We start from the raw sequence: 24,337 nt of genomic DNA on the forward strand, positions 1-24,337 counted from the left end.
TTTTCGACTCGGTCATCGGGTCGGCGGCCAACTTCGCCTCAGTGTGCCGGCGCCGACCCGATGGCCATGTTGTGGGCGAGTTGGCCGGTCTCGCCGAAAAGCTCCGGATGCCAACGTTCCAGCAGCGCAGTGTTGTCGACATCGTTCGGGTGGAATCCCACGGTGTTGTACTTCCGAAACCGTTGGAGCACAGATCGTTTCAAAAATGGTGAGCGGCGCAGACGCCACAGGCTGCCGAACAGGCGCACGGGGTTGTAGGTCGCACGGTCCCTGAGCATGGACAGCGTGGTGAACGCCACGATGCTGCCGAAGAAGGTGAGCGTCACCATGCGCATGGTCCAGATCCTGCGTCGCTCGCTGCCGCCCACCGTCCGGTACACGTCGAATGCGACCGCACGATGTTCGGATTCCTCATAAGCGTGCCATAGCAACATCTTTCGCACCTCGGTAGACCCAAGCAGGGCTTGGGCGTCCTCGTCGCCGAGCAACGACTCGGCGAAGACCGCGGTGAAGTGCTCCAGTGCGGCCGTCATGGCCAGGCAGGTCAGCGGGGAGAAGCGGCGCTCATCCCAACGCAGTGACCTTCCGGTGAACCGGTCGTTGTACCGGGTCGGATAGCCCATCTGCTCGAGCCGCTCGTTGAGCGCGACGTGCTCACGACTGTGCGTCACTTCCTGGCCGATGAAGCCCTTGACCTGATCTTTGAGGACCGGGTCGGTGACCTGATCGGCATAGTGGCGCACGGACCGGACGAAGAAATCCTCGCCTTCGGGGAACGTCGAGGACAGATACGCCAGGACGTGGCTCATGACCAGATCGCCCTGGACGTAGTGTCTTTCGAGGCCGCCCTCGGGGTAGTTGAAGTGGATGCGCCGGGCGCGGACGGGCCGTGTCGCGGTGTCAGGCATGTGCTTCCCCCATGGTTGGTGCCAATTGAGTCAACATTGCAGTGAAGAAGGCCCGCACTTCGGCGACCTTCTGGCGCTGGTCGCTCTGGGTCATGTCGTAGAGACCGAGACCGTCGAAGAGCGCGGTGATGGTGCGTAGCAGCACCCCAAACGACGGCTCCGCGGTTGCTTCGCCGAAGAATTCGGTGGCCGACGCGTGCAGAATCTCGATGTACTTGTCGTCCCACCTCGCCATCAAGGCACGCAATTCGGCGTCGTGTCGGGCCGCGATCGAAAGTTCCATCAAGGCACGGCATTCGGGCTGTTCGTAGAACGACCACAGGATGTCGAGCGCGGCGGCCGGTGTGCGCTGCTGCGGGTCGAGTCCGGCCATCCGCGACTCGAATTCGACAGTGCGCTTGGCCACCAGGTGGCTGGCGGCGGCAGTGACCAGCGCAGCCTTGGTGGGGAAGTGATGCGCGAGAGCGCCCCGAGACACGCCGGCTCGCCGCACGACGTCATTGGTGGAGGTAGCCGCGTAGCCCTTGTCGACGATGCACCACAGCGTGGCCTCGAGTAGTCGCAACCGCATCGTCTCCACCCGCTCCGCACGAGGGATTCGAACCCGCTCGCTGGAGTGCCGCCGTCGTGTTCTCGCGGTCATACGGGGGACGGTAGACCCGAATCAACAAACAGGCAAGCCTGCCTGTGAAATCATATTGATGCTCAGCCGCACGGTCGCCACGATCGGTTCAGGGTTCCAGCCCTCACACGTAACGGGTGCGATCGCCAAGATCGCGTCGATGTATGTGACCAGCGCTGCTAACGAGTGAGTCGCCCGGAACATCCGTTGCCACGACCGCGCCCGCGGCTACGACCGATCCTGAACCGATCGTGACACCAGGAGCGATAGTTGCGTTGGCCCCGATCCACACATTCGTCCCAATGTTGATCGGGGAGACGGTGATGCCATCGAACCGCTCCGCCGGGTCGACCGGATGGCCGGCGGTACAGAGCGTGACGCCTGGCCCGATCATTGTGCGGTCTCCGATTGTGATGCCCCCAAGGTCATAAAATGAGCAATTCTGGTTGACGAAAACGCGATCGCCCAGACGCAGGTTTAGGCCGTAGTCGCAATAAAATGGCGGGTAGATGGTGCATGTCTCGGGCAGCGGCTGCCCCAGGATCTCTTTCAGCAGCGAGTTGCGACGATCGACATCCGAGTGCCGTAGGACGTTCAGCTGCGACGTCAGGTCCATCACAAACTGCACCCGCTCCACCACATGGCGCGACTCGTCGGTACCCCTGGGGATCAGCCGCACCGAGTTCTTCTTCATGCCTCGATCCTGGCACCGGCCGCGGGCATCTCGTGTGGCGACTCGCCTCACTGCCAAACCCGCCATGTGACAACGACCGTCGGTCGTGGTCGACGGAAAGCGCTACACGGCAACCGAGAACGATGGGGGGACTGGCTCAGACGTTCACTCCAATGGCTCGGGCGTGAAGGTGGCGTCGACTCCGCCCACGGTCATTGTCACCTGACCTTCGATCACCATCACCTGCGCCGAAATCCGTCGATCGACGGTCTGGGCCAGTTGCTGCACCGGTGCATGCGGTATCTGCACCACCGATAGGTTCGCCAGGCCCGCCACTTTGGGGCCGACGGTGCGCCACCAGGTGGCCACGCCGGCGGCGAACGGGAAGAGCAGCACCTGCTCGGCCTGGCTGGCCGCCTTGCCCAAGGCGCGTTCGTCGGGCTGGCCGACGTTGATCCACTCCAGGATCCGGCCGGTGTAGTCGGCGAGCCGCAGGTCGGGTACGCCAGGGGTGGACAGTCCTGCGCCGAACGCCAATTCACCGTCGACGTCGCTGAGTCGGTGTGCGCGAAGCCCAAAAGCCAACAACCGCACCACCATCCGCTCATCGGTCTCACTGGGATGACGGGCCACGGTCAGCGCGTGATCGGCGTAGTAACCGTGATCAACATCGGAGACGCCAAGTTCGACTTTGAATACTGTTGCAGAAAGGGCCACGTCATAGTGTCCACCCCGGTGGTGTCCGCCGAGCAGTCGGGCCACGTTGCGTGGTCAGGCCGCCGAGCCTGCCGTCAGTGCGAGTCGATGATGGCGGTCGCGCTCCAAAAATCGGTTGTTGCATCCGGATGTGACGCCAATGCTGAAGCGGTGGGGGTTAGCACGAAATGGCCGTCTTTGGCCGATGAGCTCGCCTTGGCGGGCCGGTTGTTTGGCTCGTCAGGCGAAAGCAAAGTTGATTGCTGGGTCAACGAGCAAGCGGCATTGGTAGAGGACGGCGAGTTCGCGCGAACCTTCTCTGATCACGTCGCGCTGCCGGGCGTTGCGTCGCCGGACTACGCCCATCGGCACGTTCGCACGGCACGCGGTGACCTGCTGGCTGGAATCAGGTTCTACTCTCGCAACACCGCGCGCCCCTTTGTCGACGTCCTCGCGCATAGCTTCGACGACATCGACGCGCTCACCAGCTGCGTCGTCGCCGAATGGTCAAACTTCAACGTCCGCTTCCTGCGGATGCGGACCACGCCCCATCTGCTGGCCGATCGGCCAGACGTCATCCTCGACAAGAGCATTCACCTCTCTCGATGCCACGACATGGCCCCTGCGGATGGCCGCGTCACCCTCGATCGATTCGACACCGCAGAAGACGCTCTTCACCTCGTCGCCGACCGCTACGCCCACGTAGCCGAAGCAGATCCCGTGCTGTCGAACAATCTCACCGCGGCCCAACCCGACAACCTTCGGGATTGGCACGAACATGAACAGATGTGGGCCATCCGTACCGGCAACGACACGGTGGGCGTGTTCGCAGTGGCGGCCGGTGCGCTCGGTTGGATCACCGGCCTGGAGATCAAAGAGGAGGTCATCAGCGTGGGACATGCAGGCAAGCGCCTTGCCGCCTCGACCCAATGCGCATGGGCGCACGGTTGGTCTGCTGACGCCGCGGACCTACTGATAGGAGCCATCGACCGCCACAACCATGCCTCCCGAGCCACCGCTCTTCGTGCTGGCCGCGCCCGCGTACTCGACGACATCTTCGTTGCCGCCTCGCAGACCGATGAGCGGGCCAGCTAGGACAGTCTCGGCGGAACGCCCGGGTGCTCCCCACTCCCCAGTGGGGGAGAGGCGCGAGCGCGGCCTATCTCAGGCTGCCAACGTGCGACACCAGGCTCCGGTCTCCACGGCACTAACCGATCGAATTGATTCATCAGATGCATCACTTACGCACCAAACGTGCGTACGGCGTACACGGAATCACTGGCGGCACAACAATATACAGACCATAGATCGTATGAGAATGTCAACTCCATTGAGGACCAGGTGGGCGGTTTGGTTGGAGACCGCCGGCGAGCCTCGATGCGTTGTGAAATTCTGGGTCGGTGGGCTCAGAGTTCTTGTCGCAAATCCGATGCGCGGTGTTCGATGTCGGCGAGACGTTGGTTGACGAGACTCGGATGTGGGGTGAACTTGCCCAGCGTTTGGGGGTGACGCCATTGACCTTGAGCGGCGTGCTGGGAGCCTTGATTGCCACCGGTAGAGATCATCACGATCTGTGGGACGTCCTCGGTGTCGATCGCCCCGCGATGGGCGTAGACCCGGCCCAGGGCGATCTATATCCCGATGCTCTGGAGTGCCTCGCAACTGTGCGCCGGGCGGGGTTGATCGTCGGCGTCGCTGGTAACCAGCCTGCGACTGTCCGTCGGGTGCTCGCAGCGGCAGGACTGGAGGCCGACTTCGTGGCCTCCTCGGCGGAGTGGGGTGTGGCTAAGCCAGATTCTGCGTTTTTCGTCCGGCTGATCGCCGAAGCCAACGTTCCTGCCGAGAACATCTTGTGTGTGGGTGATCGCCTCGACAACGACGTGCTGCCGGCTCGGGCGGTCGGGATGCGCACAGTGTTAATCCGGCGCGGTCCGTGGGGCCATATTCACGCACTCAAAGATGAAGCGGCGCTTGCTGATCTGCGGTTGGATTCACTTTAAGAACTGGCTGCGTTGTTCGGAGCGCACTGCGGCTGACCGCGCCGAGATCAATGTTGGTGTCAGGCCGGTTTTGCTGTGGCCTGCTCGCGGGTTCGAGCGAGACGGTAGGAGTGGGTGCCGGTTTCGATATCCCAGGCGTCGATCAGCAACTCATTTTGCGGCACCCGAACCGCAGGCCGTGGCCCAGTGCGGTCAAAGTTCCCGAGTTGGTCCGGGGTCAACTGTCGCGAGTTGTCGGCACTACCAAGCGCCTCGTGCGACGCGATAGAAGTTGCCTCCGAGGACTGCCCGAATGTCCGCGTCGGTCCAGCCGCGCCTCGTGAGGTGCTCACCAAGGGTGAGAAGCGTTTCGGGGGGCATCCACTGGATTGCTCCCCAACGGGTGTAGCTGTCGTCGAAAAGGTGGGGGTTGCGGGTGAGTTCGTCGACGAAGTCCGTGTAGTCGAAGGAAAAGTCGGTGCTGATGCCGACGTGATCGATGCCCACCAGGTCGACGGCGTACTCAAGGTGCTGTGTCATCGCCGCCAGTGTGGGGGTGTTAGGCCCGAGGAAGATACCGACTCCGGTGATGCCTATAACGCCGCCGGTGGCCGCGCATGCTCGCGCCTGATCATCGGTGATATTGCGGGGGTGATCCCAGACTGCTCGCATGCAGGAATGGCTGTAGATGACTGGACCGCTCGAAATCTCGCACATGTCTAGCCCGGTGCGAGGGCTGCAGTGCGAACCGTCGGGGAGGATTCCGGCGGCGTTCATTTCAGTAACGATCGCCCGGCCCCACGAGGTCAGGCCACCGTCGGTGGCGTCCAGGCAGCCGTGGCCGGCGCGGTTGGCGTGGTTGTAAGTCGGCAGCAGCGTACGCACGCCGTGCTCGGCGAGCGTGGCCAGGTGGTCAAGGTTGTCGTCGAGGGGGCGTGAGTCTTCGAGGTCGAACACCACCGCAATACGCCCAGCGCCAGTAATCGCTGCGACGTCGTCGGAACTGGCGGCCAGATCCATCGCTGGATGCGCATCGACCGCAGCGCGATAGTGCGCTAGCAGCGCCATGGTGTCGTTGAAGGTGTGCGGCGAATACCCTGCATTGACCGATACGCACGCGCCTCCGTCGCGCTGATACCGGGTCAGCATGTCCACGTCAGCGTCCGGCTGCAGAGGTAGACAGGTGTGCTGATCCCAGAGGAATGAGGTCATGACTCTCGATCCTGCATCATCAAGGCCGCTCACCGCCTTGCCTTTTCGCACCGAGCGTTTGACCATCCGCCGCTTGACGCTCGGCGACGTCGATGCCATGCCGCCCACATCAGCTAGTTGTGCTATTCCATGACATTGGTGACGCGCAAGCACCGATCGGCAGGTCGGCCGCTGGGTGTCGGCGCGGTGATAGGACCGGAGCGACGAGTACCGGGCAATAGTGAGCGAACTGGCACAACAGGTTCCGAGCAATTATCGCGAAACGCGTTGTTGTGCAATACGGTTCATGACTCGTCTGATGCAAACGACGCACTTAGCTGGTAGCCCGCCATCAAATTCCGCTGTATTCCTGTCGATGGCGTGATGCAGCCAAGGCAGGGGAGCGGGAGTCGCTATTTCGGAATCGCTTCCCGTGTGCGCGTTGCGGTCAGGACTTCCAGTGCGACAGGTTCGATGAAGCGTCCGCTGGGCTCGACCGCGAGCAGGGTCTCAGTTACCGTGTCCTCGAAAGCCGCCTGTCGGTCACCGAGCAGTCGGCGCAATGGCAGCGATGTCGAGTAGAAATAGCCGATGGCCTGTTCGATGGTCCAGGACCGTTTGAATTCGTAGACCTGTCGATTCACCCGCCGGAATGCTGAACTAGCCAAGACCTGCTCATGGGTCTGGAGCGTGTCAGGCGCCGTTGGCTTAGCGTATTGGTACGCCTTCGGCATGAATCGGCGCTGGATGTCCTGGATCGCCCGCTGCCATGGTGTGCTCGGCAGGATCAGGTTGCTGTCGTTGGCGATGACCAAGGTGCCATCTTCATCGACTCTCTCATCGAGTGCAGCGAGGACTTGCTGGCGGTCCATCCAATGAAACGACCGACCCATGGTGACCAGACTGAAGTGCCCGAGTTCGCCCGGGAGGTCGGATGAATTGCCCTGTACCCAACTCACATTGGCGACGGCCTGCTCTCGTCCTAGTCGGGCCGATTCGTGGAGCATCTCCGGTTCGGGGTCGATGCCGACGGCTTCAGCGACGTGTGCCGCCAGCGGAAGAGTCAGTTGACCGGTGCCGCAGCCTAGATCAAGCAAGCGACCGGTGCCGTCGAGCCCCAGACATTGGACTAGATCCGCGATGAGAACCGCAGGATAACCCGGACGATACCGCGCATAGTGCCAGGCGGTCCCGGCGAATAGGCCGTCCGCCGGGCTGCGGGGCGGATCGGAAGAGTCCATCAGGCTTCCCCCCTTTGCGCCGCCCCCCAGGCAGAGTGTCGGTGACTATTCCACGCACATGAGCCGGCCGACTACCTCAACGTTACTGATATCAGCCTTCGCCCACGTCTGGTCTTCGAGCACTGCTTGCAGACCAAGGTTGTGAAGTAAGGGCCAATCGAACCGAGGAACATCCTGATCGACGGCCAGCGGACGCAGGAGATGCCAGCCTGCGGTCCGACCGATCACGGTTGATTGTCGCTCTGAGCGAGCCGCGGTGGTCGCTCTGCATGGGGGCGGTTCAGCAACTCCAGGCCTACGTGTATTTGCTGGAGATAGTCAGAGCCCTTCAATTGGCCGGCCACAGTGCTGCCTTCCGGCAGCACTGTGGCGTACTCGGTGGTGCGATATTCAGTTCGCTTCTCAGTAGGTACTCACGTTGCTGCTGGGCGGCATCATTCACCAAGTTCCAGACCGAACCGATCCATCGACGAAGAACTCCGCCCAGTACCCTGTCGCCCGAGGGTTCCGGGCGCGCTCCCTGTCCACGGCTGCTACCAGTGGATTACAGTTCCACCTGCTGACGCCAGTGCTGGTGCACGCTGCGTAGGTGTTCCAGTTCACAAGCTCTGACCGGGCGACCTTGAACCATGCGTGAGGAGGGAACCCGTCGACACCTCCTTGGGCCGCGTTCGCTGTGCCGCCCCCAGAGGCTGCGATTGCGGCGGCGACGCCGGCCGTCGACACCATCGCGATGACCTTGTTCTTCATGTCTCACCCTCGCCCCGTCTCTAGTTTGCCCTGAGGATTCATCATGACTGATCATGCCCGTCCTGCCTGTAGTCCGATCGGATGAATCAATCAGATCGCAACGGGCTGCTCCCGGGACGTTTCAGATCCAACGGAAGCGATTCGCACAGTTGTGGATTGATCTCTGCGGCCGTGCCGTTCAGCCAAGGCTCGGTTCTGTCGGTCAAACGTCTGAACTTGATCTGTCGGCAGATGGTCGCTGTGTGCCCTGAAATAGATTGGCGCGATGGGTTCTCTGAAGGTCGCTGGCAAGTGGTAGCGGCGATGATCAAGCGGGTCACAATTGTTCTAGGTGGCTTCGTGAGCGGTCTGAGGAGCAAGACGATTTGCCACATTTCCTCGCCGATTGTGTTGGTCGCGCTCGCGGCCAATGGGTGCACTCAAGTAGCAGCGCCGAGGTCTGCGACGGATACCACCGTCGCGGGTAGTACTGCAACACCGGAAGCTTCGCCCTCTGCCGCGCGGCAATCATTCGAACTCAACAGCGGTCGTTCGCTCGGGCTCGTGGTTCCGGACGGTTGGGCCGCGCGGGCGTACCAGACGCAGCATTCAATCCGCGGCGTGATTCTGGAGCCGCAAGGCGACCTCCATCTCGAGACCGACGCGAAAAGTCTCGCCGCTGGTGGTTCCGCTGCGGGAGCGCATGTCATCATCATCGAGTCGGGTGAGCCCTGTGTCGGAGACCAATGGGCTCTGGGTCCGGTTCAGACCGCCCCAGATGCCGGCGCGACAATCACCGGCCGGAAAGCGTCGTTGTCGTCAGAGGGCGTCACGTGTGCACATGCCAAGGCCGCAGATCGGGAAACGAACGCGGACCTCAGTGCAGTGAAAGTGTTAGAGAAGTTGACGGAGGGCAATGCAGTCGTCACCAAAGGACACTGACTCGGGGGTGAGAACCATTGGTGGACAAGGGTACACGACCGATCGATCGTACTGCTAACTCTGCATATTTGATTTCTGCACAATCCATTCTGGGTGAGCTCAAGATAAGCGTGGCCCGGTGCCGTCGCCGAGCGTGCTGCTGAGTCCGGGGCATGGGCAGTCTTGCCCGCTCTTCGAGCTCGCTCGCGGCGAACGGGAAGAGCAGCACCTGCTCGGCCTGGCTGGCCGCCTTGCCCAAGGCGCGTTCGTCGGGCTGGCCGACGTTGATCCGGGGAACTGCACAAAGCCTCGGCGTTCGAGATACGACGGTCTAGAGCGTGTCGTCGGGGTGCGCTGTCGCGGTACGGTCATATTCCATCCTGGCGACCGCAACATCGGGCGCATGTTGAAATGCCCACTCGCTCAACTGCCCAAGGAGTCGCTGCAGTCCGCGGCCGAGGTCAGTCAGCTCGTAATCCACCCGCGGCGGCACCACAGGATGCACGGTGCGGCTGATCAATCCGTCGCGTTCCAAGGCGCGCAGTGTTCGGGTGAGCATTCGTTGTGAGACGAGACCGATGGATCGTTTGAGCTCCATGAAGCGCATGGGGCCGTCGCCGAGGAGCGTGATGACCAACATCGACCATTTATCGCCGATACGGTCCAGCACATCGCGCACCGGGCAGGCCCCGAACTCCGTAACGGGCATCACGGCCAGCCACTGGCTCAGGGGCATTACCTGCGCGGTTACCGCTGTGTGACCGACGGACGCCGAAGTGCCCTCTTGCATGATCCCTCCCGGTTTCTCACGATGGGGTCAGTATCCAAGAGTAACCATACAAACGTAGGGAGCAAGCCATGACTGTCATCGGAATTACCGGCGCCTCAGGGACATTGGGCCGCCGCACCGCACAGTACGTGCTTGAGGCACATCCGTCCCAGGATGTCGTGCTGTTCAGCCGCACACCGGCTTCGCTGGCCGAGTACACGGCGGCCGGCGCGAAGGCGAGGCCAGCTGACTTCAACCAGCCAGAATCGCTGGTCGAATCGTTCAGCGGAATCGATGTTCTGCTACTCATTTCCACCGATGCGGTGGGGCAGCGCCGGTCGCAACACGAAGCGGCTATTGCCGCCGCGGCCGCCGCTGGCGTGACGCGCATCGCCTATACGTCGCTTGCCAACGCGGACAAGGAGTTTCCTGCCAAGCTGCGACCGCTGTCCGATGATCACGCCGCCACTGAGGAGGCGTTGCGCACCGCCGGCCCGTCATGGACGCTGCTCCGCAACGCCCTGTACCTCGACGGTAGTGCCGACGCGTGGGCGCACGCTGCGACCACTGGAATGCTGGTCACGAACAACGGGCCGGGCCTGCAGGCTCCGATTACCCGCGACGACTGCGCCGCGGCCGCGGCCGCCGTCCTGCTCAACGACGGGCACGACGAGGCCATCTACGAGATTGCCGGCCAGCGACTGCTCGATGCTGCGGCGATCGCCGCAGCGTTGACCGCGGTCCACGGCCGCACTGTCGAACCAGTAGGTGTGAACGACCACGACTACGAGAGTGGCCTACTCGCGGCCGGACTGCCCGCCGAGATTGCGAGCATGCTGACCGGGTTCGGCCAAAGCATCCGCGCCGGTCTTCTCGAAACCCGGCTGGGCGACACCGAGAAACTGATCGGCCGCAGCCCAACCAGCATCGAGCACTTCCTCGCCGCACATTTGATTCAGACATTTTGAGCTGGCAATTTCCGAAATAGATATGAAGCGATTATGAAATTGACATGTGGATCATTATGCGTCGGATATGAGTATGCCGACTAGCGTTCGATTCTAGCTAGAATTAGCTACTGGATTGCACTGATAAGCAGAATTTAGTGCCGGAAAGGAAATTGAATTGTCGCGCAGTGGGATTGCCAAGAGCGTTATGGTTGGGTCCGTAGCGATCATGATCGGTGGGGGTTCGGCGGCACCGGCACTGGCTGCATCCGAGGTACAGGCATCGGCACAGGAGACGATCAGCGACCTGGAGGCCCGGGGACTCCGGCCGATACTCAACAAGATCGGGAACGCACCCATCGAGCAATGTACGGTGATCGCGGTGCGGCAGGGCACCGCTGTCAAACATTCCTGGATACAGCGGGGCCCGACTGGAAACGTGGGCAATCTCGTTCGGTACAAGACTGCGTACGTCGATCTCATGTGCAATAGGTAAATGACACAGGCGGGTCAATTGCACCCTTACTCACGCGAACGGTCAGGTGGTGCCGCGTGCCCCGGCGACTCTGGATGACCCGTACTTGTCGCAGTGCCGACGAGGAGCGAACACCGTTGTGACACAACACATTAGACGAAATAGCGGAGGCTTCGTTCGCGCTCACCTGTAGCGGGCGCGTTGCACCACGCTGTGCGGCAAAACTGTTCTGCACCAACGTATCTGGTGACCGCTAGCTCGGGAGTCATGCGCCGGTGCCGAGCACGAGACTGCCGACGACGGTGGCAACCACGGTGGCCACGACGAATGTGGCCGGGGCGAAGCGCAGGGCGAAAGCACGGCCGAACATACCGGCCTGCATGGCGAACAGTTTGACATCGACGGCAGGGCCGACGACCAGAAACACCAGCCGTGGCAGCAACGGCATCATCGACATCGAGGACGCAACGAAAGCGTCAGCCTCCGAACACAAGGCCAGCACCACCGCCAGCACAGCCATGACCACAATGCCGAGGGCGAGGGTGCTGGTGAGGCGCTCGAACACCCACGCCGGTACCACGACGTGCAGCGCGGCAGCCAACGCCGCGCCAATTACCAGGTAGGAAGCGGCTTGCAGGAAGTCGCTGCGCGCTGCCTCAACGAATGCCCGCCACCGCGACGCATCTGCGTCAAGGGTGGCCGGCAGGCGTCGGGTCACCCAGGCGAGGTTGCCCCACCGCGACCAGATCGCCCCCATGATCAGGGCGGTGAGCAGCGACCCGATACCGCGGCCGACCACCATGTCCGGATGCCCTGGAAACGCAACAGCGGTCGCCACCAGGACGACAGGGTTGATGGCGGGGGCAGCCAGCAGAAACGTCAGCGCGGCCGCACCGGTGACACCGTCACTGAACAATCGGCGCGCGATCGGTACCGACCCGCATTCGCAGCCGGGCAAGGCCATCCCGCCGAGACCGGCGGCCAGTATCGCCGGCCCGGCGCGCTTGGGCAGCCAGCGAGCCAGCTTCTCGGCCGAGACGAATGCCGCGATGAGCCCGCTGACCACCACGCCCAGCGCGAGGAACGGCAGGGCCTGCACGAACACCCCGCAAAACACAGTGGCCGCCGTGGACACCTCACTGTGCCCGGTGAGGTAGTTGCGCAGCGGACGGGCGGCCACCGCCAGCACCAAGAACACGGCCACCACGAACGGGGCCGATCCCACCCAACGCTGCAGTGTCGTGCGCCGCACGGTCGCGGTGTGGCCGTGTTGGTGCCCGGCTGACCGGCGGGTGCCCGCGATGGCAGTCGGTTGCCTGCGGAGTCCGCTGGATTGCTCGCCGTCGGGCGTCATGGCGCCGAGTACATGTAGGGGTCAGTCGGCGGCTCGACAGGCGTGATGGCGGTGACCATCAGAGCTGGGCCGGTGGCCTTGGTAGGGGGATCGGCGCCCGGTATGGGCTTGCCCTCGATCCGCAGCCACGCATCGCGCGGGAACCCCGCCGCTTGCGCGGCCAACGGCCCCAACAGGCGCAATCCCAGGACCCGAGCGTCGGCCGCGCAGCAGATGATGTGGAAACGGCCCACGAAGTGAATGCCCTTGTCTTCCAAACTGAATCCGATCACGGAGATCGTTCGGCCATCGAGGGTGTGGCCGGTGTCCCAGCGCATCCGCTCGATGACCTCGATGATGGTCAGCGTGGGTGCGGGCTCGTCGGGCAGCGTTGGGTAGGCCCGGTGCAGATCAGGCTCAGTGACCTGAATAGCCGCGGGTTCGGCGGCCAACGCGCCCAAAGGTGGCGGCGAGACATACAGCAGCAGCGCGATGGGGATGACCAACAGCCACACGACGGTAGTGCTGTGCCGATGGTCGTCGCAGTCGCTCGTGGAACCTGACCCACCAGGTGCCAGAGCGATGAGGATCAGCACGACCGCGGCGGCGATCAGCCAGCCGAACATGCCGGGCTTGACGTAGCGGGTGTAGCTGCCGTTGATGACGATCAGACCGGCACTGACGCCGGTCAGCAACAGCAGCATGTTCCGGCTGGTCCTGCTCACGTCGCACCCCCCATGCTCTGATCGCAGCGTGCCGACCGCTCAGGATGCCAGCGGCGGTCATGCCAGCATCCTGCCAGTCCCCGCACGGCACAGGCCAGACCCTCGGAAACCAAGCGGAACATTCGTCCTCGCTTCGTCCTGGAAACGCCTGGGTATCAAAGTCCAGGCGCTCCCAGTGGTACTGACTCCTGCCACCATGACGACAAAGCTGGTCCTGAATACACGCATACATGTACTAGCGGGCGCATGGAAACGGTGGTTGCCGCTCGCGACGCTCTGACCAGGTTTGGCTATGCCTTATCCGACTCGACGCGCACGCAGATCCTGCTGCATTTGCGCGGAAAGGGTGCGTACCCCTCAGAACTCGCCGACATCATCGGCATATCGAGGCAGGCGTTGTCCAATCACCTTGCCTGCCTGCGTGGTTGCGGCTTGGTAGTGGCGGTCCCCGAGGGCCGACGCACCCGCTACGAACTGGCGGATTCACGGATCGCGCACGCCCTCGAAGATCTGCTCGGCCTGGTGATCGCGGTCGATCCGGCCTGCTGCAGCGACAGCCAGGACGGAGCGTGCTGCTGATGTCCTCCGAACTCGGCTTGCCGCGCACCGGCGGGCCGACGCTCAGCGCTGAACGTCGACAGGTATTGCAGCGACGCATTCGCTGGCTCGTCGCAGCCACGATCACCTACAACGTGATGGAGGCCGTGATTGCGATCAGTGAAGGCACACGGGTCTCTTCGGGAGCCTTGATCGGTTTCGGTCTCGACTCAGTGATCGAGGTGTCCTCGGTCGGGGTTGACGCGGTCCGCTCATTGTTCGGATTGGGCGACGACGCGCGGCATTCGGCAATCGGAATCGCCTTGGCCGCAGCCAGTTTGATGGTCATGCCAATCCTGTCGTGGGCAGAGCGTCGCGCGGGCCGTGAACTGGGCTCGCTGACCGCAGTGGCCGATTCCAAACAGACGCTGTTGTGCACGTATCTGTCGGCGGTGCTGTTGGTCGGGCTGATCCTCAACGGTCTGTTCGGCTGGTCCTGGGCTGACCCGGTCGCTGCTCTCGTGATCGCTGGCATCGCCGTGCGTGAAGGCGTGAACGCCTGGAAGGGTGATGCCTGCTGCGCGCCCAGTCTGCCCCACGACAGTGCTTGCAGCCATGAATGTGCCTGTTGCCATTGAGAATTCGGATTCACATGCGCATGAGTGAATCCGGCGTGCGCCCGACTCGCTCCGGTTTGTTGCGTGCTTGAATCGAGATGCGGTCGCGTCAGCCGCCTTGGCCAGGCAGGAGATACAGGAGGCGTTTGTCCGCGATTTCGCGACTGAGCACCCGCTGGATCACACCGCGGTGTACGAGTGGTTGGGCAGCGAGCGTGGCATCTGTGCCACCCCGCACTCGCAACGCAGTGTGGCTCAGATGCGGGCACGCCTCGACACGGATGCGGTGGAGCAATTTCCCGTCGTCGAGATCATCGATCATGTCGAGCAAGTGCTGGCCACTCCGGTCCAAACTGCCGTCAAGCGCGAAGATGAACAAGCCTTTGCAATGCTCAACGGCGCGAATCTGATGTTCTGTAAGGATGCCGCACGCCGTGTTCAGGCCACGCTCGACACCGACGAACGCATCGCCGACTTCCATGTGCGCATCGCCCATTTGGAGAGCCTGCATGCCCACGACGCGGTGGCCGAAGCGAGCAAGCAAACCGCCCGGCCGTCGCGTCAAGGCCGTCGTACGGTCAACGGTTTACGGCCAACGAGATCCGGCTCGGCAAGGAGGGGCCCAGGGTCGGATGCCGAGCATCCCGAAGGTGAACAGCAACTGACACTCTCCCGAGCTGCGGATGCCGCCTTCTCCTTGTTGAGGAGCTTCTTCTTGGCGTCGCGCTTCTTCTTACTGGTCTTGCTCATGCAGGCGATTCTGCCGCATCGCCAGATCCCTGGCGTAGCCGATAACATATCGGAATATATTGATATGTAATAGATTTCGTACAAGATCGCGGAAGAGGAGTGCACCCCACCGACGACGTGGAGATCAGCGTGTCCGAGGTGAACGGTTGAATCGTCCCGAAAGCGTCTCGTGGCGGCATTTGCCAATCTCTGCGAGTCGAGTCATCGTGACTGGTCGCCGCTTGCCGATACCGAAGAAATGATGGCCACTTAGGGTGTGCGTCAGCCCCCGCAATTTTCTTGTGGAGGTCGGGAACCAATCCGCCGCGCCATCCGACCACAGTGTTGTCATGCGGCGGCCGCCCTGGTCGAACGCCTAGCCATGAGGGACCGATGATCACCACCTACACGCCGGCCGAGCAGTCCAAACGCCGTGGGAACGCAGCTGTGCTGCGGCGCATCTGGAGACTGCACTTCTGGGTCGGCCTATTCGTGGCCCCCGTCCTGGTGGTGCTGGCCTGCACAGGTCTGGTAATCCTCTATAGCGAGCCGATCGACACCCTGTTCAATCGGCACCTGCTGACGGTCGACCAGGGCAGCGAAACCGTCGCGCTCGACGCGCAGATCGCCACCGCGCGTCAACATGTCGGCTCCGATTTCCAACTCGACGGCGTCACACCCCCCAAAGCGGCGGACCGTTCGACCGAGATCGACTTCCTCGACCCGAAAGCGCCGGTATACCCCAACGGCGAAGCGAACGTCACGCAAGTCTTCGTCGATCCCTACACCGGTCAATACCTCGGGCAGCGCAGCCAGCTCTCGGGCCTGGTGGGCTATGCCAACCAGTTGCACCGAATGTTCGGAAACGACGGCCCCACAATCCAATTGCCCTCACTCGGGCACCTGATCAACCCATCGGCCTACCCCGATGCCACCATCCCGGCTGGCATCTTCAACCTGTGGATCGAACTCGGCGCCACCTGGGTCATCGTGCTGGCGGCCACAGGCGTGTACTTGTGGTGGCCGCGTGCGATCGAGGCGGCAAAGCCGCTGCTCTCGGTGCGGTGGCAAAAGGGCGGCCGGATCCGCTGGCGCGATCTCCATGCCCTCGTCGGAGTCATCCTGGCCGCCGTCCTCATCTGCTACGTGTTGTCCGGGATGACCTGGACGCGGTATTGGGGCGAGAACTGGAGGGCATTCTCCTCGACGGTGGCACCTGGACAGAAGATCGACGCCCCCTCGACGCCGGCCAAGATGGGCGATCACGATCGGCTGGGCCGGCGCATCGCGTGGGCGGCCAAGGACGATCCCGTATATGCCTCGCAGCCCGGCGCGGGCACCCTTCCGGCCCGGCTGACGTATGCCGACATCGACCGGATAGCCAAGGACGAGCACATGGTGCCGGGCTACACGATCTTCGGGCCGTCGGATTCAAATCAAGGCGGCGTCACCACCTACGGCAGCTACACCGTGGTCAACCACTGGCCGCAGCGCCTGTCCGAACAGCGAACCCTCTACCTGGACCAGTTCACCGGCCAGACGATCACCAACGCCACCGCCGCCCAGGACGGCGCACTGTCGCGGTTGACCAGTTTCGGTATCGACATGCACATGGGCTATCAGCTCGGCTGGCTCACTCGCATCACGGCGACGCTGACCTGCCTGGCAGTGCTGATGAGCGTATTGACCGCATTGGCTATGTGGTGGAAGCGCAAGCCGAAGGGCAGCACCGGTATTCCGACGGCAACCCCGGAAGCCACCCGCGCCGCAACGCCCAAGCGGGCGAAGGTGGTGCTGGGTCTCGTCGCGGTCATCCTTGGTGTGACATTCCCGATTTTCGGGGCTTCGCTACTGGCGGTACTGGCGGTCGAGGCGCTGGCGAGTCTGCGTCACCGCGGCAAGGGCGATGAAAACTCCGACATCGATGGGGCGCTGGCTGACGCAGACACCGATGATGGCGAAGACGTCACACAAGTCGGCGCATTGCAGTGACCGCGGGAGCCATACCCGGAAACGTGTCGTAAGGAGTAGTCGTTGATCGCAGACCTGACCGTGCGCTGGGTTGTCACGCTGTTGTTCGTGCTGAGCGCGGCGGAGTGCGTACATGCCGTCGTGGCCGGCCGACGAGCGGTGTTGCCCGTCGTAGGGCAGGGACTTCACCTCGTGATGGCCTTGGCGATGGCGGTGATGGCCTGGCCGTACGGCGCGGCGTTGCCGACCGTCGCGCCGACGATCTTCTTCCTGCTGGCCACGCTGTGGTTTGTGGCTGCCGCGATCATCGACCCGGACCATTGGGCGGGAAGCTTCTATCACGCGGCGATGATGCTGGCCATGTCCTGGATGTATGCCGTGATGAACGGCCACATCCTGCCCGGGCAGAATCTTGCCGCTTCGCAGGGCGCGGCGACGATGCCGGGGATGGACATGCCCGCTACGGCCGTCGCTGGTACATCTGTGCAGGCGCCGCCATATATCGCCGGGCTGAACTGGATCTGGACCGTCGCATTTGCCGTCGCGGCCGTGTGGTGGATCTACCGATCCTTCGCCGTGCAGCGCTCCGACCGCAATTTGGCGCTCGGGGCAGTGGGGCAGGCGATGATGGCAGTCGGCATGGCTGTCATGTTTGCGGTGATGCTGTAGCCGTTCAGACGCAGGAGCCGTTGGTACAACCGGGGTCTGTCAACGGACGACTGATGGGTCGGAAAGCCTTGCACCGCAGCCGAAGACGAAGGCAGGAGCAGCTGCCAGTATGGCTGGTCAGCAGCGGGCCCCTGGACGATTCGGCTGAACGCCAAGACATTCCGCCCACGAGACAGGTAGCCAAGCTCGCCGGTCGGATTGGGGCTCTCGGCCATGTCACATTCGGCGGTCGCCTCGCACGGGATGTGAAGGGCTTCCCCGCCAGCACGATGGCCAAGAAGAACGCCGGTGATTGGTGGAGCCGGGCACACATTCAGCGCTGGGTCGAAATCGTGGTGAATCAACTCAACTCGCCGAAAGCGGAACGCCAATCAACGCACCACGGTGAATGACAAGCGCCCGAACTGGCCGCGGGCGGATGGCGGGGGATACGTGCGCAAGAGGTCGGGAGGCGCGCGACGAATTGCGTAATCCGTTGTGATCGAATAAAACTCGATGCCGATTCGCCATCTGAGGCCATCCGGTCTGGTACGGCACTGAGTAGCGCATCGTCCGGCTGAATCCCGGCGGCCGCCAGCGCTAGTGCGGTGACGAACGGTTCAGCGGTGGCGATCCGTCGGGCAGCCCGGTGCAGGGTCGCCGATTCGAGCCTGCTATCGGCAGCGCGGTCCAAGTCGATGTGCTGGACGCCGCCCGGCGTTCCCAGCCGCAGCTCCGCCGGCATCGACCATAACGTCATGAATCGTCGCCGCGCACACGATAAACGCGTCCGAGCGCCTTGGGACCACCAATCTCAAGGAGGGGAGCGGGATGGCCATGAACATACTAAGCCGGTCAACACCGCCGCGAGACGGCACAAAGCTGCAGCACTGCCGGACGTTCCGACTAGCTGGCTGCGCCGATTCTTCGTTACATGTAACGTAGCGACATGGCAGTGAGGGAAAGGGTCAGCGAGTACCGACGGAGGATGCGAGAGCGGGGCCTGCGCCCGCTGCAGGTCTGGGTGCCTGACGTGCGCACTGAGAGTTTTGCCGCCGAGGCGCGTCGTCAGGCTTCGCTGGTCGCGAGAGCGGACGACAGCACCGATGACCAGGACTTCATTGAAGCTATCTCAACGCCATGGGACGAGGAGTGAACAGAGGGGAGATCTGGACCGTAGCGGGTGGCGTCTATGCGACCAAACCGCGTCCCGCGGTGATTGTTCAGGACGACCTCTTTGATGCCACGGGTTCAGTGACGGTGGCTCCGATGTCCAGCACGCTGTTGGATGCACCGTTGATGCGCATCCGGATAGCAGGCGGAGAAGGTCGGTTATCCGGACTTCATCACGACAGCGACGTGATGATCGACAAGCTCACAACCGTCAAAAGGTCGGATGTCCAGGTCCGGGTTGGTCGATTGACAGCGGAACAAGTCGTCGAGGTCGAACGAGCGATGATGGCGTTTCTCGGCCTTGCGCGATAGGCCCGGTTACTGGCGTGCGCTGGTTATCGCGCTGCCAACCATCCGGTGTTGACGCTCACCGCGTTGTGACTCGTCATGCGACACTGCTGACGATCGCGATGACCAGCCCGCCCAGGGTCAGCACCCCGACGATTACCGCGGCGGCGATCGCTCGGCCTCGTCGTTGCCGGCGTATGTCGTAGATCGCCACGGCGATGCCGGCCAGGATCAACGCGGCATAGGCCGCCAGCGCCACCGTCAGCGCCGCCGTTGACGCGGCGCTCGCCAGGGTCACGTGGTGCACGCCATGAGCCTACGGCGCGGGCGGAAGCATCGCGAAGGGGGTCGTACGAGCCTGACTCAACCCGTTGTAAACCGTTGAAGGTGAGTTGGTTTAGCCAACTCGACCCAATGCGGCGGGTGAGGGTCCGCCCAGAACGCACGTGATTCATCTGATGCAATATGCAGTGGATTAGCTAACATAATGTACCTTATCGGCGTTTAAAGGATGTGAGTTTCGTTAAATGAAAGAACTTGCACCACTGAGCGACTCGGTCAGTTTTCCTGGTCGTGACCGCAATTCGCTGCTGACGCGGCGTCCTTGACGGCCTGCCGATCTTGCGAAACCTGCCAGGTCGGCGTACGTTTCAATCACTTAATGATTGATTCGGACGTTAGGTGAAAACGTTGCGAGCTTCAATGAGCGCCCAGTGGCATCCGGCCGGTGCGGATTGTTTTTCGACACCGCCCCCGCCGCTGCGCAGACCGGGGTTATTGCGTCACTGTGACGAATCGTCTTCGACGGCAAGGTTATTCGAACCTCAACCTGGGCCGGCATCACGCGGGGTGCTGAGATTGCAAGGCCGTCGTCATGGCTGAGGAACTGCCCGGGTTCATTCCCCACCTCCTGCGGGCCGACGATGTTTCGCTCCTGCGTGCCGATGAGACCGTGTTCAATGCGATGGTCGATGGCTGGCGGGCGCAGATGCTGGCCCGAGGCTTGGCCGTCGACACGATCATGGCGCGCGGTCGACTGATTGCCAGATTCGTTGAGTTCACCAACGAGTATCCGTGGCGGTGGCGCCCGATTGATGTGGACCAGTTCCTGGCCGAATTCCGATCCCAGGAAAGACCGATTGCGTTATCCACGTTGCGGACCTACAGCAATACGATTTCGATGTTCTGCTCATACGTCTGTGATAGTAGATACGGCTGGGTTGCATTCTGCGAGAAGCAGTTTGGCGATGTCCCGTCGCAGATATGCTTCGAGTGGAACACTCCGCAACACACCACCGACGATGCCGTTCCGCCGGGCCGCCGAGCGTTCACCAAGGCCGAGCTACAGCACTTATTTGACGCTGTAGATGATTTTGTCGACGAAGCGCACCGCGCAGCGTCGAAGCGGTGGGTGACGGCTCTGCGGGATTCGATCGCATTCAAGGTCGCCTACGCCTACGGGCTGCGCCGCCGCGAACTGGTCATGCTGGACCTGACGGACTTCGGACCCAACCCACACGTACCTCACTTCGGAAACTACGGCGCGCTGACTGTGCGGTGGGCCAAAGGCACGAAAGGTTCCGGGCCACGCCGCCGGACGGTGCTCACATCTCCCGAATTTTCTTGGGTTGTCGAGCTTTTGGAATATTGGTGCACCGAGGGACGCCAGCTGTTCGCCACCGCCGACCGCTCCCCCGCGCTCTGGCCCAGCGAACGTGGTTCCAGATTGACACTCGGTGCGCTGGGCCGCTCCTTCACCGCATTTCGCAAGCGAGCCGGGCTGCCACCAGAATTGAGTCTGCATGCACTGCGGCACTCCTTCACCACCCACCTTCTGGAGGCTGGCTACGACCCACTGTTCGTGCAGGAACAGCTCGGGCACGCGTTTGCATCCACCACCCCGCTGTACACCTCGGTGTCATCAGACTTCAAACAAAAGACGATTCAGCAGATGATCGCTCGCCGCATCCGAATGGAGGAAGATCAGCCCGATGGCTGAACAACGCCGCATCGGCTTCCACTGGCATCTACGCCGAATGATGGCCTCCCGCAACCTGTGGAAGTCCACCGAACTGCGACCGCTGCTCAAATCGCGCGGAATCAACCTCTCCGACGCTCAGGTCTATCGTCTGGTTACCGGTGAACCGCAACGCATTCCGTCAAGGACGTTCGCCGCGCTCTGCGACATCTTCGACTGTACGCCTAACGACCTATTCGAACCGTATGTCGAGATGCAAGCCGCGAAAACGGCCAACGCACCACGGCCCGGTGACCTCGGCCTTACACCGGGAAGCCCAGTCGCCAAACGGATTCGGATCGTCCAGGACGACGATGGCCCGCCCACGCAAACCTGACGACCCCGAGCGGTGGCCAGTGCCCTGCGACCGCTGCGGCGGTCATTACATGGTGGTCGCGAACTGGCCAGGCGAATCGGTGTGCGGCTACTGCTATCAGGCAGCCAAACGCGTCACCGGGATCTGCGCCTGCGGCCACCAGGGCGTTCTCCCCGGGATCATTGATGCTCGCCCCGCGTGCCGCCGATGCACCGGGATCACGCTCAACGTCGATTGCGTTGCCTGCGGAGACGAAGCCGAACTCTACAGCGGCGGCAAATGCCAACGCTGCGTGCTCGGCGAGACAGCCATTCGGTTGCTGACCAATCCCGACACCGGTGTAGTCGCCCCGCAGCTGCAGGTCATCATTGACGCGCTCGCCGCCATGCAACGCCCCAACAGCGGACTGACATGGATCCGCCAACGCCATGTCGAACAGGTCCTATCTGAACTCGCGTGCCACCCGACGCTCACCCATGAGCTTGTTGACCAGCTTCCGGCGGGCCGCACAACCAACTATGTTCGTGGCCTTCTCGTGGCTCATCAGTCGCTGCCGGCGCGCGACGAACGCTTAGCGCGGTTCCTGGATTGGGCGGCGACCGCACAACAGCGCATCCTGACGGACGAGCACCGCAAATTGATTGCCCGATTTATCCGCTGGGGCCTGGAAAGGCGGCTCCGCTCGATGGGCACCGTCACCGACTCAGCATTTCTGCGCGCGAAGCAGACCACGAGCGTGACGATCGAGTTCTGCAACTGGCTCACCACCGAACACGACACCTATATCGAGAACGTCACCCAGGCACACATTGACCTGTGGCAGTCCACCGGACCCACCACCCGAGAGCACATTCTGCGATTCGTCCGCTGGGCCATCAAAACCAAGCTAATCCCCTCGGATCTCGAGGTGACTCCGCACAGGCGCGGAACCGCACCACGGCTACCGATCACCGACCAGAACGCCGTCATCGAGCACGTCGTACATCAACAGACCCTGCATCCCCGTGACCGATTCGCCGCAATCTTGATCATCGTCTTCGCTCAGCGCGTCGAAGACATCGCCGCCCTCACCTGGGAGCAGGTGACGATCACAGCGGACTCCGTCAGCGTCGACCTGGCGGGCCTGCCCATCGATATGTCCCCACCGCTCGATGAGCCCATCCGACTACTCGCGGCAATCAACTACAACGGTCAAACTGCTGCACATCCCAACTCACCCTGGGTATTTCGCGGATACGGACCCGGAACCCACGTCACTCCGTCCCACCTTCGTGACCACCTGCGACCTGCTCTTGCGGCACTCGAAGCACGCCTCGGCACGCTCAACGAGCTGACCCAGACCACGCCGATCGCGATCCTCGCCGAAACACTTGGCTACAACCCGCAAACACTCGAAGCCCACGCCAGAGCATCGGCGTCGACTTATGCCCGGTACATCGCGACGCGACTCGACTGAGTTGAACAACTAACGTGACCACGAGCCGCTCCCCAGGAAGGGCCGATCACCCCGCCTTGCCGGCAGCCGCGCGACCGGTTGGCGAATCGCAGGTCCATCGAATTGGTTTGGTCGCCGGGCCAAGCGTCTGGAGAGTCGGCCAACCGGCCCGAATCTGTCTTAGTACCGGTCCCTGTCGGCGTAGGCGCCGTTGAATAGGAACTGCAGCGTCGAGGGAGCGTCGAACTGCAATTCGGTGTTCGGTTGATACGGGATGTAGGCGTTATCGGTCACCAGGAACGGCGAGCGGTACCACGAGCCGCCGTACTGCTTGGACGGGACGTCCGGAAGGCCACGGCAGTTCGGGCCACCGGAGGCGTTCACCATCGGCAGGCTCTCGGGGTAGGTGTAGTTGGGCGCACCGGGGAAGAAGTTGGCTGCCACGAACAGGCCCGGCTTGACGCCACCGAGCACCGGACCGAACGCATCTACCGCCTTAGCTATACCTTGGAACATGCAGGGGAACTCTGGTGAGTAGTCGCCCAGGACCTTCAGCGGCGCGCGCAGCCGCTGGATGGCGGCGATGTAGTCGTCGGCGGCCGGCGCGATGGTCGCGTAACCGTTGTTGGCGAACCCGGCGGCCGCGAGCAGCGCGGCGTTCAGATCGTCCTTCTCGTCGATCAGCGTCTTGCTGACGGTCGGCGCGTTGTCGAAGACCTTCGCCAGATCAGGCGCGGCGTCACCGTAGATGCCGGCAACCGTGGCGGTGTCCTTGAAGTCCTGCTGCAGCGTCGGCAGCTTCGGGTAGGTACTTGCTCAACCCGGCCGCGGCGGCACCGGTGTCGTCACCGTGGCCCCGCAGGCCCTCACCGAGCGCGGTCACCGTGGCGTTCAGGTTGACCGGATCGATCTTGTCGAGCAGGTCGGTCAGCGTCTGGAAGACGGTGTTCATCTCCAGCTGGACATCCTTGGCCTGCACCAGGGCCCCGGGGCGCAGCGACTCCTTCGACGGATGCTCCGGCGGCAGGAACTCGACCGACTTGGCACCGAACACCGTCGTGCTGCCCAGCCGGACCCGGGCGTTGGACGGGATGTAGCGCATCTGGTCGCTCAACACGGACAGCTTCAGCCTCGCCTGGTCACCGGCGTAGTCGATCTGATCGACCTTGCCGACCTGGATGCCGCGGTACTTGACCTTGGCATCGGGATCCATGACCAGACCGGCGCGGGGCGCCATGACCGACACGGTGTCGGTAGGGGTGAACGCCGCGGTGTACGACAAATAGGTGAACACCACCGCGGCCAGCATGATGCTGATCAGCACCGCTGCCGCGAGCCGCTGGTGGGAGCGCTTAGATTCTCGTATCGCCATAGCGACAGTCCTTAGTCTGGTTTTG

General features: G+C 62.7%; 25 protein-coding genes and 1 pseudogene. 15 read left to right on the forward strand and 11 right to left on the reverse strand.

Annotation, left to right across the window (positions count from 1 at the left end):
- Positions 1-38: 38 nt before the first annotated feature.
- The 4 genes from ACNO8X_RS16340 to ACNO8X_RS16355 all read right to left on the reverse strand — a co-directional run bounded on the left by ACNO8X_RS16340 (position 39) and on the right by ACNO8X_RS16355 (position 2,920).
- Positions 39-908 carry a metal-dependent hydrolase gene (locus tag ACNO8X_RS16340; RefSeq protein ID WP_418001854.1) on the reverse strand — a complete coding sequence of 290 codons (870 nt, stop codon included), beginning with the start codon at positions 906-908 and terminating at the stop codon, positions 39-41.
- Positions 901-1,551, reverse strand: a complete 651-nt coding sequence (locus ACNO8X_RS16345; RefSeq protein ID WP_418001855.1) for a TetR/AcrR family transcriptional regulator — start codon at positions 1,549-1,551, stop codon at positions 901-903. Before ACNO8X_RS16345 ends, ACNO8X_RS16340 begins: the two co-directional genes overlap by 8 nt.
- A gap of 103 nt (positions 1,552-1,654) precedes the next feature.
- A complete protein-coding gene (locus ACNO8X_RS16350; RefSeq protein WP_418001856.1) occupies positions 1,655-2,224 on the reverse strand; it encodes a DapH/DapD/GlmU-related protein in 570 nt (189 codons plus the stop codon).
- A gap of 144 nt (positions 2,225-2,368) precedes the next feature.
- Complete coding sequence (locus tag ACNO8X_RS16355; RefSeq protein ID WP_418001857.1) at positions 2,369-2,920, reverse strand: YaeQ family protein; 552 nt, start codon at positions 2,918-2,920, stop codon at positions 2,369-2,371.
- A gap of 18 nt (positions 2,921-2,938) precedes the next feature.
- Here ACNO8X_RS16355 and ACNO8X_RS16360 point away from each other — a divergent pair, with 18 nt between their 5' ends.
- The gene (locus ACNO8X_RS16360; protein WP_418001858.1) at positions 2,939-3,994 is read left to right on the forward strand and encodes a hypothetical protein; all 1,056 of its coding nucleotides are present in this window, start codon (positions 2,939-2,941) and stop codon (positions 3,992-3,994) included.
- A gap of 305 nt (positions 3,995-4,299) precedes the next feature.
- Entirely contained in the window at positions 4,300-4,899 is a 600-nt protein-coding gene (locus tag ACNO8X_RS16365) for an HAD family hydrolase (protein WP_418001859.1), read from the forward strand.
- A 240-nt stretch (positions 4,900-5,139) separates the two neighbouring features.
- Here the strand turns inward: ACNO8X_RS16365 and ACNO8X_RS16370 are convergent, their stop codons facing one another.
- Together ACNO8X_RS16370 and ACNO8X_RS16375 are read right to left on the reverse strand one after the other, a co-directional pair.
- Positions 5,140-6,090: a dipeptidase gene (locus ACNO8X_RS16370; protein WP_418005926.1), complete on the reverse strand. Its 951-nt coding sequence runs from the start codon at positions 6,088-6,090 to the stop codon at positions 5,140-5,142.
- Between the two features lie 392 nt (positions 6,091-6,482).
- Positions 6,483-7,310, reverse strand: coding sequence for a class I SAM-dependent methyltransferase (locus tag ACNO8X_RS16375; RefSeq protein ID WP_418001860.1), 828 nt, complete (start codon positions 7,308-7,310; stop codon positions 6,483-6,485).
- A 906-nt stretch (positions 7,311-8,216) separates the two neighbouring features.
- On the opposite strand from ACNO8X_RS16375, the gene ACNO8X_RS16380 reads away from it, so the two are divergent.
- Entirely contained in the window at positions 8,217-8,981 is a 765-nt protein-coding gene (locus ACNO8X_RS16380) for a hypothetical protein (protein WP_418001861.1), read from the forward strand.
- 310 nt (positions 8,982-9,291) lie between these two features.
- Here ACNO8X_RS16380 and ACNO8X_RS16385 read toward each other — a convergent pair whose 3' ends face one another.
- Complete coding sequence (locus ACNO8X_RS16385) at positions 9,292-9,696, reverse strand: winged helix-turn-helix transcriptional regulator (protein WP_418001862.1); 405 nt, start codon at positions 9,694-9,696, stop codon at positions 9,292-9,294.
- Positions 9,697-9,818: 122 nt separating this feature from the next.
- On the opposite strand from ACNO8X_RS16385, the gene ACNO8X_RS16390 reads away from it, so the two are divergent.
- Positions 9,819-10,697: an NAD(P)H-binding protein gene (locus ACNO8X_RS16390; protein ID WP_418001863.1), complete on the forward strand. Its 879-nt coding sequence runs from the start codon at positions 9,819-9,821 to the stop codon at positions 10,695-10,697.
- Positions 10,698-11,416: 719 nt separating this feature from the next.
- Here the strand turns inward: ACNO8X_RS16390 and ACNO8X_RS16395 are convergent.
- Positions 11,417-12,505 carry a permease gene (locus ACNO8X_RS16395; RefSeq protein WP_418001864.1) on the reverse strand — a complete coding sequence of 363 codons (1,089 nt, stop codon included), beginning with the start codon at positions 12,503-12,505 and terminating at the stop codon, positions 11,417-11,419.
- Positions 12,502-13,209 carry a TIGR03943 family putative permease subunit gene (locus ACNO8X_RS16400; protein WP_418001865.1) on the reverse strand — a complete coding sequence of 236 codons (708 nt, stop codon included), beginning with the start codon at positions 13,207-13,209 and terminating at the stop codon, positions 12,502-12,504. The genes ACNO8X_RS16395 and ACNO8X_RS16400 overlap by 4 nt, the downstream gene beginning before the upstream one ends.
- Positions 13,210-13,455: 246 nt before the next feature.
- Here ACNO8X_RS16400 and ACNO8X_RS16405 point away from each other — a divergent pair, with 246 nt between their 5' ends.
- The 8 genes from ACNO8X_RS16405 to ACNO8X_RS16440 all read left to right on the forward strand — a co-directional run bounded on the left by ACNO8X_RS16405 (position 13,456) and on the right by ACNO8X_RS16440 (position 19,196).
- Positions 13,456-13,788 (forward strand): ArsR/SmtB family transcription factor, encoded by a 333-nt coding sequence (locus tag ACNO8X_RS16405; RefSeq protein ID WP_418001866.1) that lies wholly within the window; start codon positions 13,456-13,458, stop codon positions 13,786-13,788.
- Positions 13,788-14,384, forward strand: a complete 597-nt coding sequence (locus ACNO8X_RS16410) for a cation transporter (protein WP_418005927.1) — start codon at positions 13,788-13,790, stop codon at positions 14,382-14,384. The genes ACNO8X_RS16405 and ACNO8X_RS16410 overlap by 1 nt, the downstream gene beginning before the upstream one ends.
- Positions 14,385-14,451: 67 nt before the next feature.
- Positions 14,452-15,183 (forward strand): GTP cyclohydrolase, FolE2/MptA family, encoded by a 732-nt coding sequence (locus ACNO8X_RS16415; protein ID WP_418001867.1) that lies wholly within the window; start codon positions 14,452-14,454, stop codon positions 15,181-15,183.
- 302 nt (positions 15,184-15,485) lie between these two features.
- Positions 15,486-17,084 carry a PepSY-associated TM helix domain-containing protein gene (locus ACNO8X_RS16420; RefSeq protein WP_418001868.1) on the forward strand — a complete coding sequence of 533 codons (1,599 nt, stop codon included), beginning with the start codon at positions 15,486-15,488 and terminating at the stop codon, positions 17,082-17,084.
- A gap of 42 nt (positions 17,085-17,126) precedes the next feature.
- Positions 17,127-17,732: a DUF5134 domain-containing protein gene (locus ACNO8X_RS16425; protein WP_418001869.1), complete on the forward strand. Its 606-nt coding sequence runs from the start codon at positions 17,127-17,129 to the stop codon at positions 17,730-17,732.
- A 53-nt stretch (positions 17,733-17,785) separates the two neighbouring features.
- Entirely contained in the window at positions 17,786-18,124 is a 339-nt protein-coding gene (locus ACNO8X_RS16430; RefSeq protein ID WP_418001870.1) for a hypothetical protein, read from the forward strand.
- A gap of 536 nt (positions 18,125-18,660) precedes the next feature.
- Positions 18,661-18,867 carry an antitoxin MazE-like protein gene (locus tag ACNO8X_RS16435; RefSeq protein WP_418001871.1) on the forward strand — a complete coding sequence of 69 codons (207 nt, stop codon included), beginning with the start codon at positions 18,661-18,663 and terminating at the stop codon, positions 18,865-18,867.
- Positions 18,864-19,196 carry a type II toxin-antitoxin system PemK/MazF family toxin gene (locus tag ACNO8X_RS16440; RefSeq protein WP_418001872.1) on the forward strand — a complete coding sequence of 111 codons (333 nt, stop codon included), beginning with the start codon at positions 18,864-18,866 and terminating at the stop codon, positions 19,194-19,196. Before ACNO8X_RS16435 ends, ACNO8X_RS16440 begins: the two co-directional genes overlap by 4 nt.
- A gap of 73 nt (positions 19,197-19,269) precedes the next feature.
- On the opposite strand, the gene ACNO8X_RS16445 is transcribed toward ACNO8X_RS16440, so the two are convergent.
- The gene (locus ACNO8X_RS16445; RefSeq protein ID WP_418001873.1) at positions 19,270-19,479 is read right to left on the reverse strand and encodes a hypothetical protein; all 210 of its coding nucleotides are present in this window, start codon (positions 19,477-19,479) and stop codon (positions 19,270-19,272) included.
- A gap of 567 nt (positions 19,480-20,046) precedes the next feature.
- On the opposite strand from ACNO8X_RS16445, the gene ACNO8X_RS16450 reads away from it, so the two are divergent.
- The 3 genes from ACNO8X_RS16450 to ACNO8X_RS16460 are packed head-to-tail and all read left to right on the forward strand — an operon-like array spanning position 20,047 to position 22,961.
- Entirely contained in the window at positions 20,047-21,171 is a 1,125-nt protein-coding gene (locus tag ACNO8X_RS16450) for a tyrosine-type recombinase/integrase (protein ID WP_418001874.1), read from the forward strand.
- Positions 21,164-21,526 (forward strand): helix-turn-helix domain-containing protein, encoded by a 363-nt coding sequence (locus ACNO8X_RS16455; RefSeq protein WP_418001875.1) that lies wholly within the window; start codon positions 21,164-21,166, stop codon positions 21,524-21,526. Before ACNO8X_RS16450 ends, ACNO8X_RS16455 begins: the two co-directional genes overlap by 8 nt.
- Positions 21,504-22,961: a Fis family transcriptional regulator gene (locus tag ACNO8X_RS16460; protein WP_418001876.1), complete on the forward strand. Its 1,458-nt coding sequence runs from the start codon at positions 21,504-21,506 to the stop codon at positions 22,959-22,961. Before ACNO8X_RS16455 ends, ACNO8X_RS16460 begins: the two co-directional genes overlap by 23 nt.
- A 159-nt stretch (positions 22,962-23,120) precedes the next feature.
- On the opposite strand, the pseudogene ACNO8X_RS16465 reads toward ACNO8X_RS16460, so the two are convergent.
- Positions 23,121-24,312, reverse strand: a pseudogene (locus ACNO8X_RS16465) (MCE family protein).
- Positions 24,313-24,337 lie beyond the last annotated feature (25 nt).

The organism is Mycobacterium sp. PDNC021, from assembly GCF_048282635.1.
Classification (GTDB): Bacteria; Actinomycetota; Actinomycetes; order Mycobacteriales; family Mycobacteriaceae; genus Mycobacterium; species Mycobacterium llatzerense.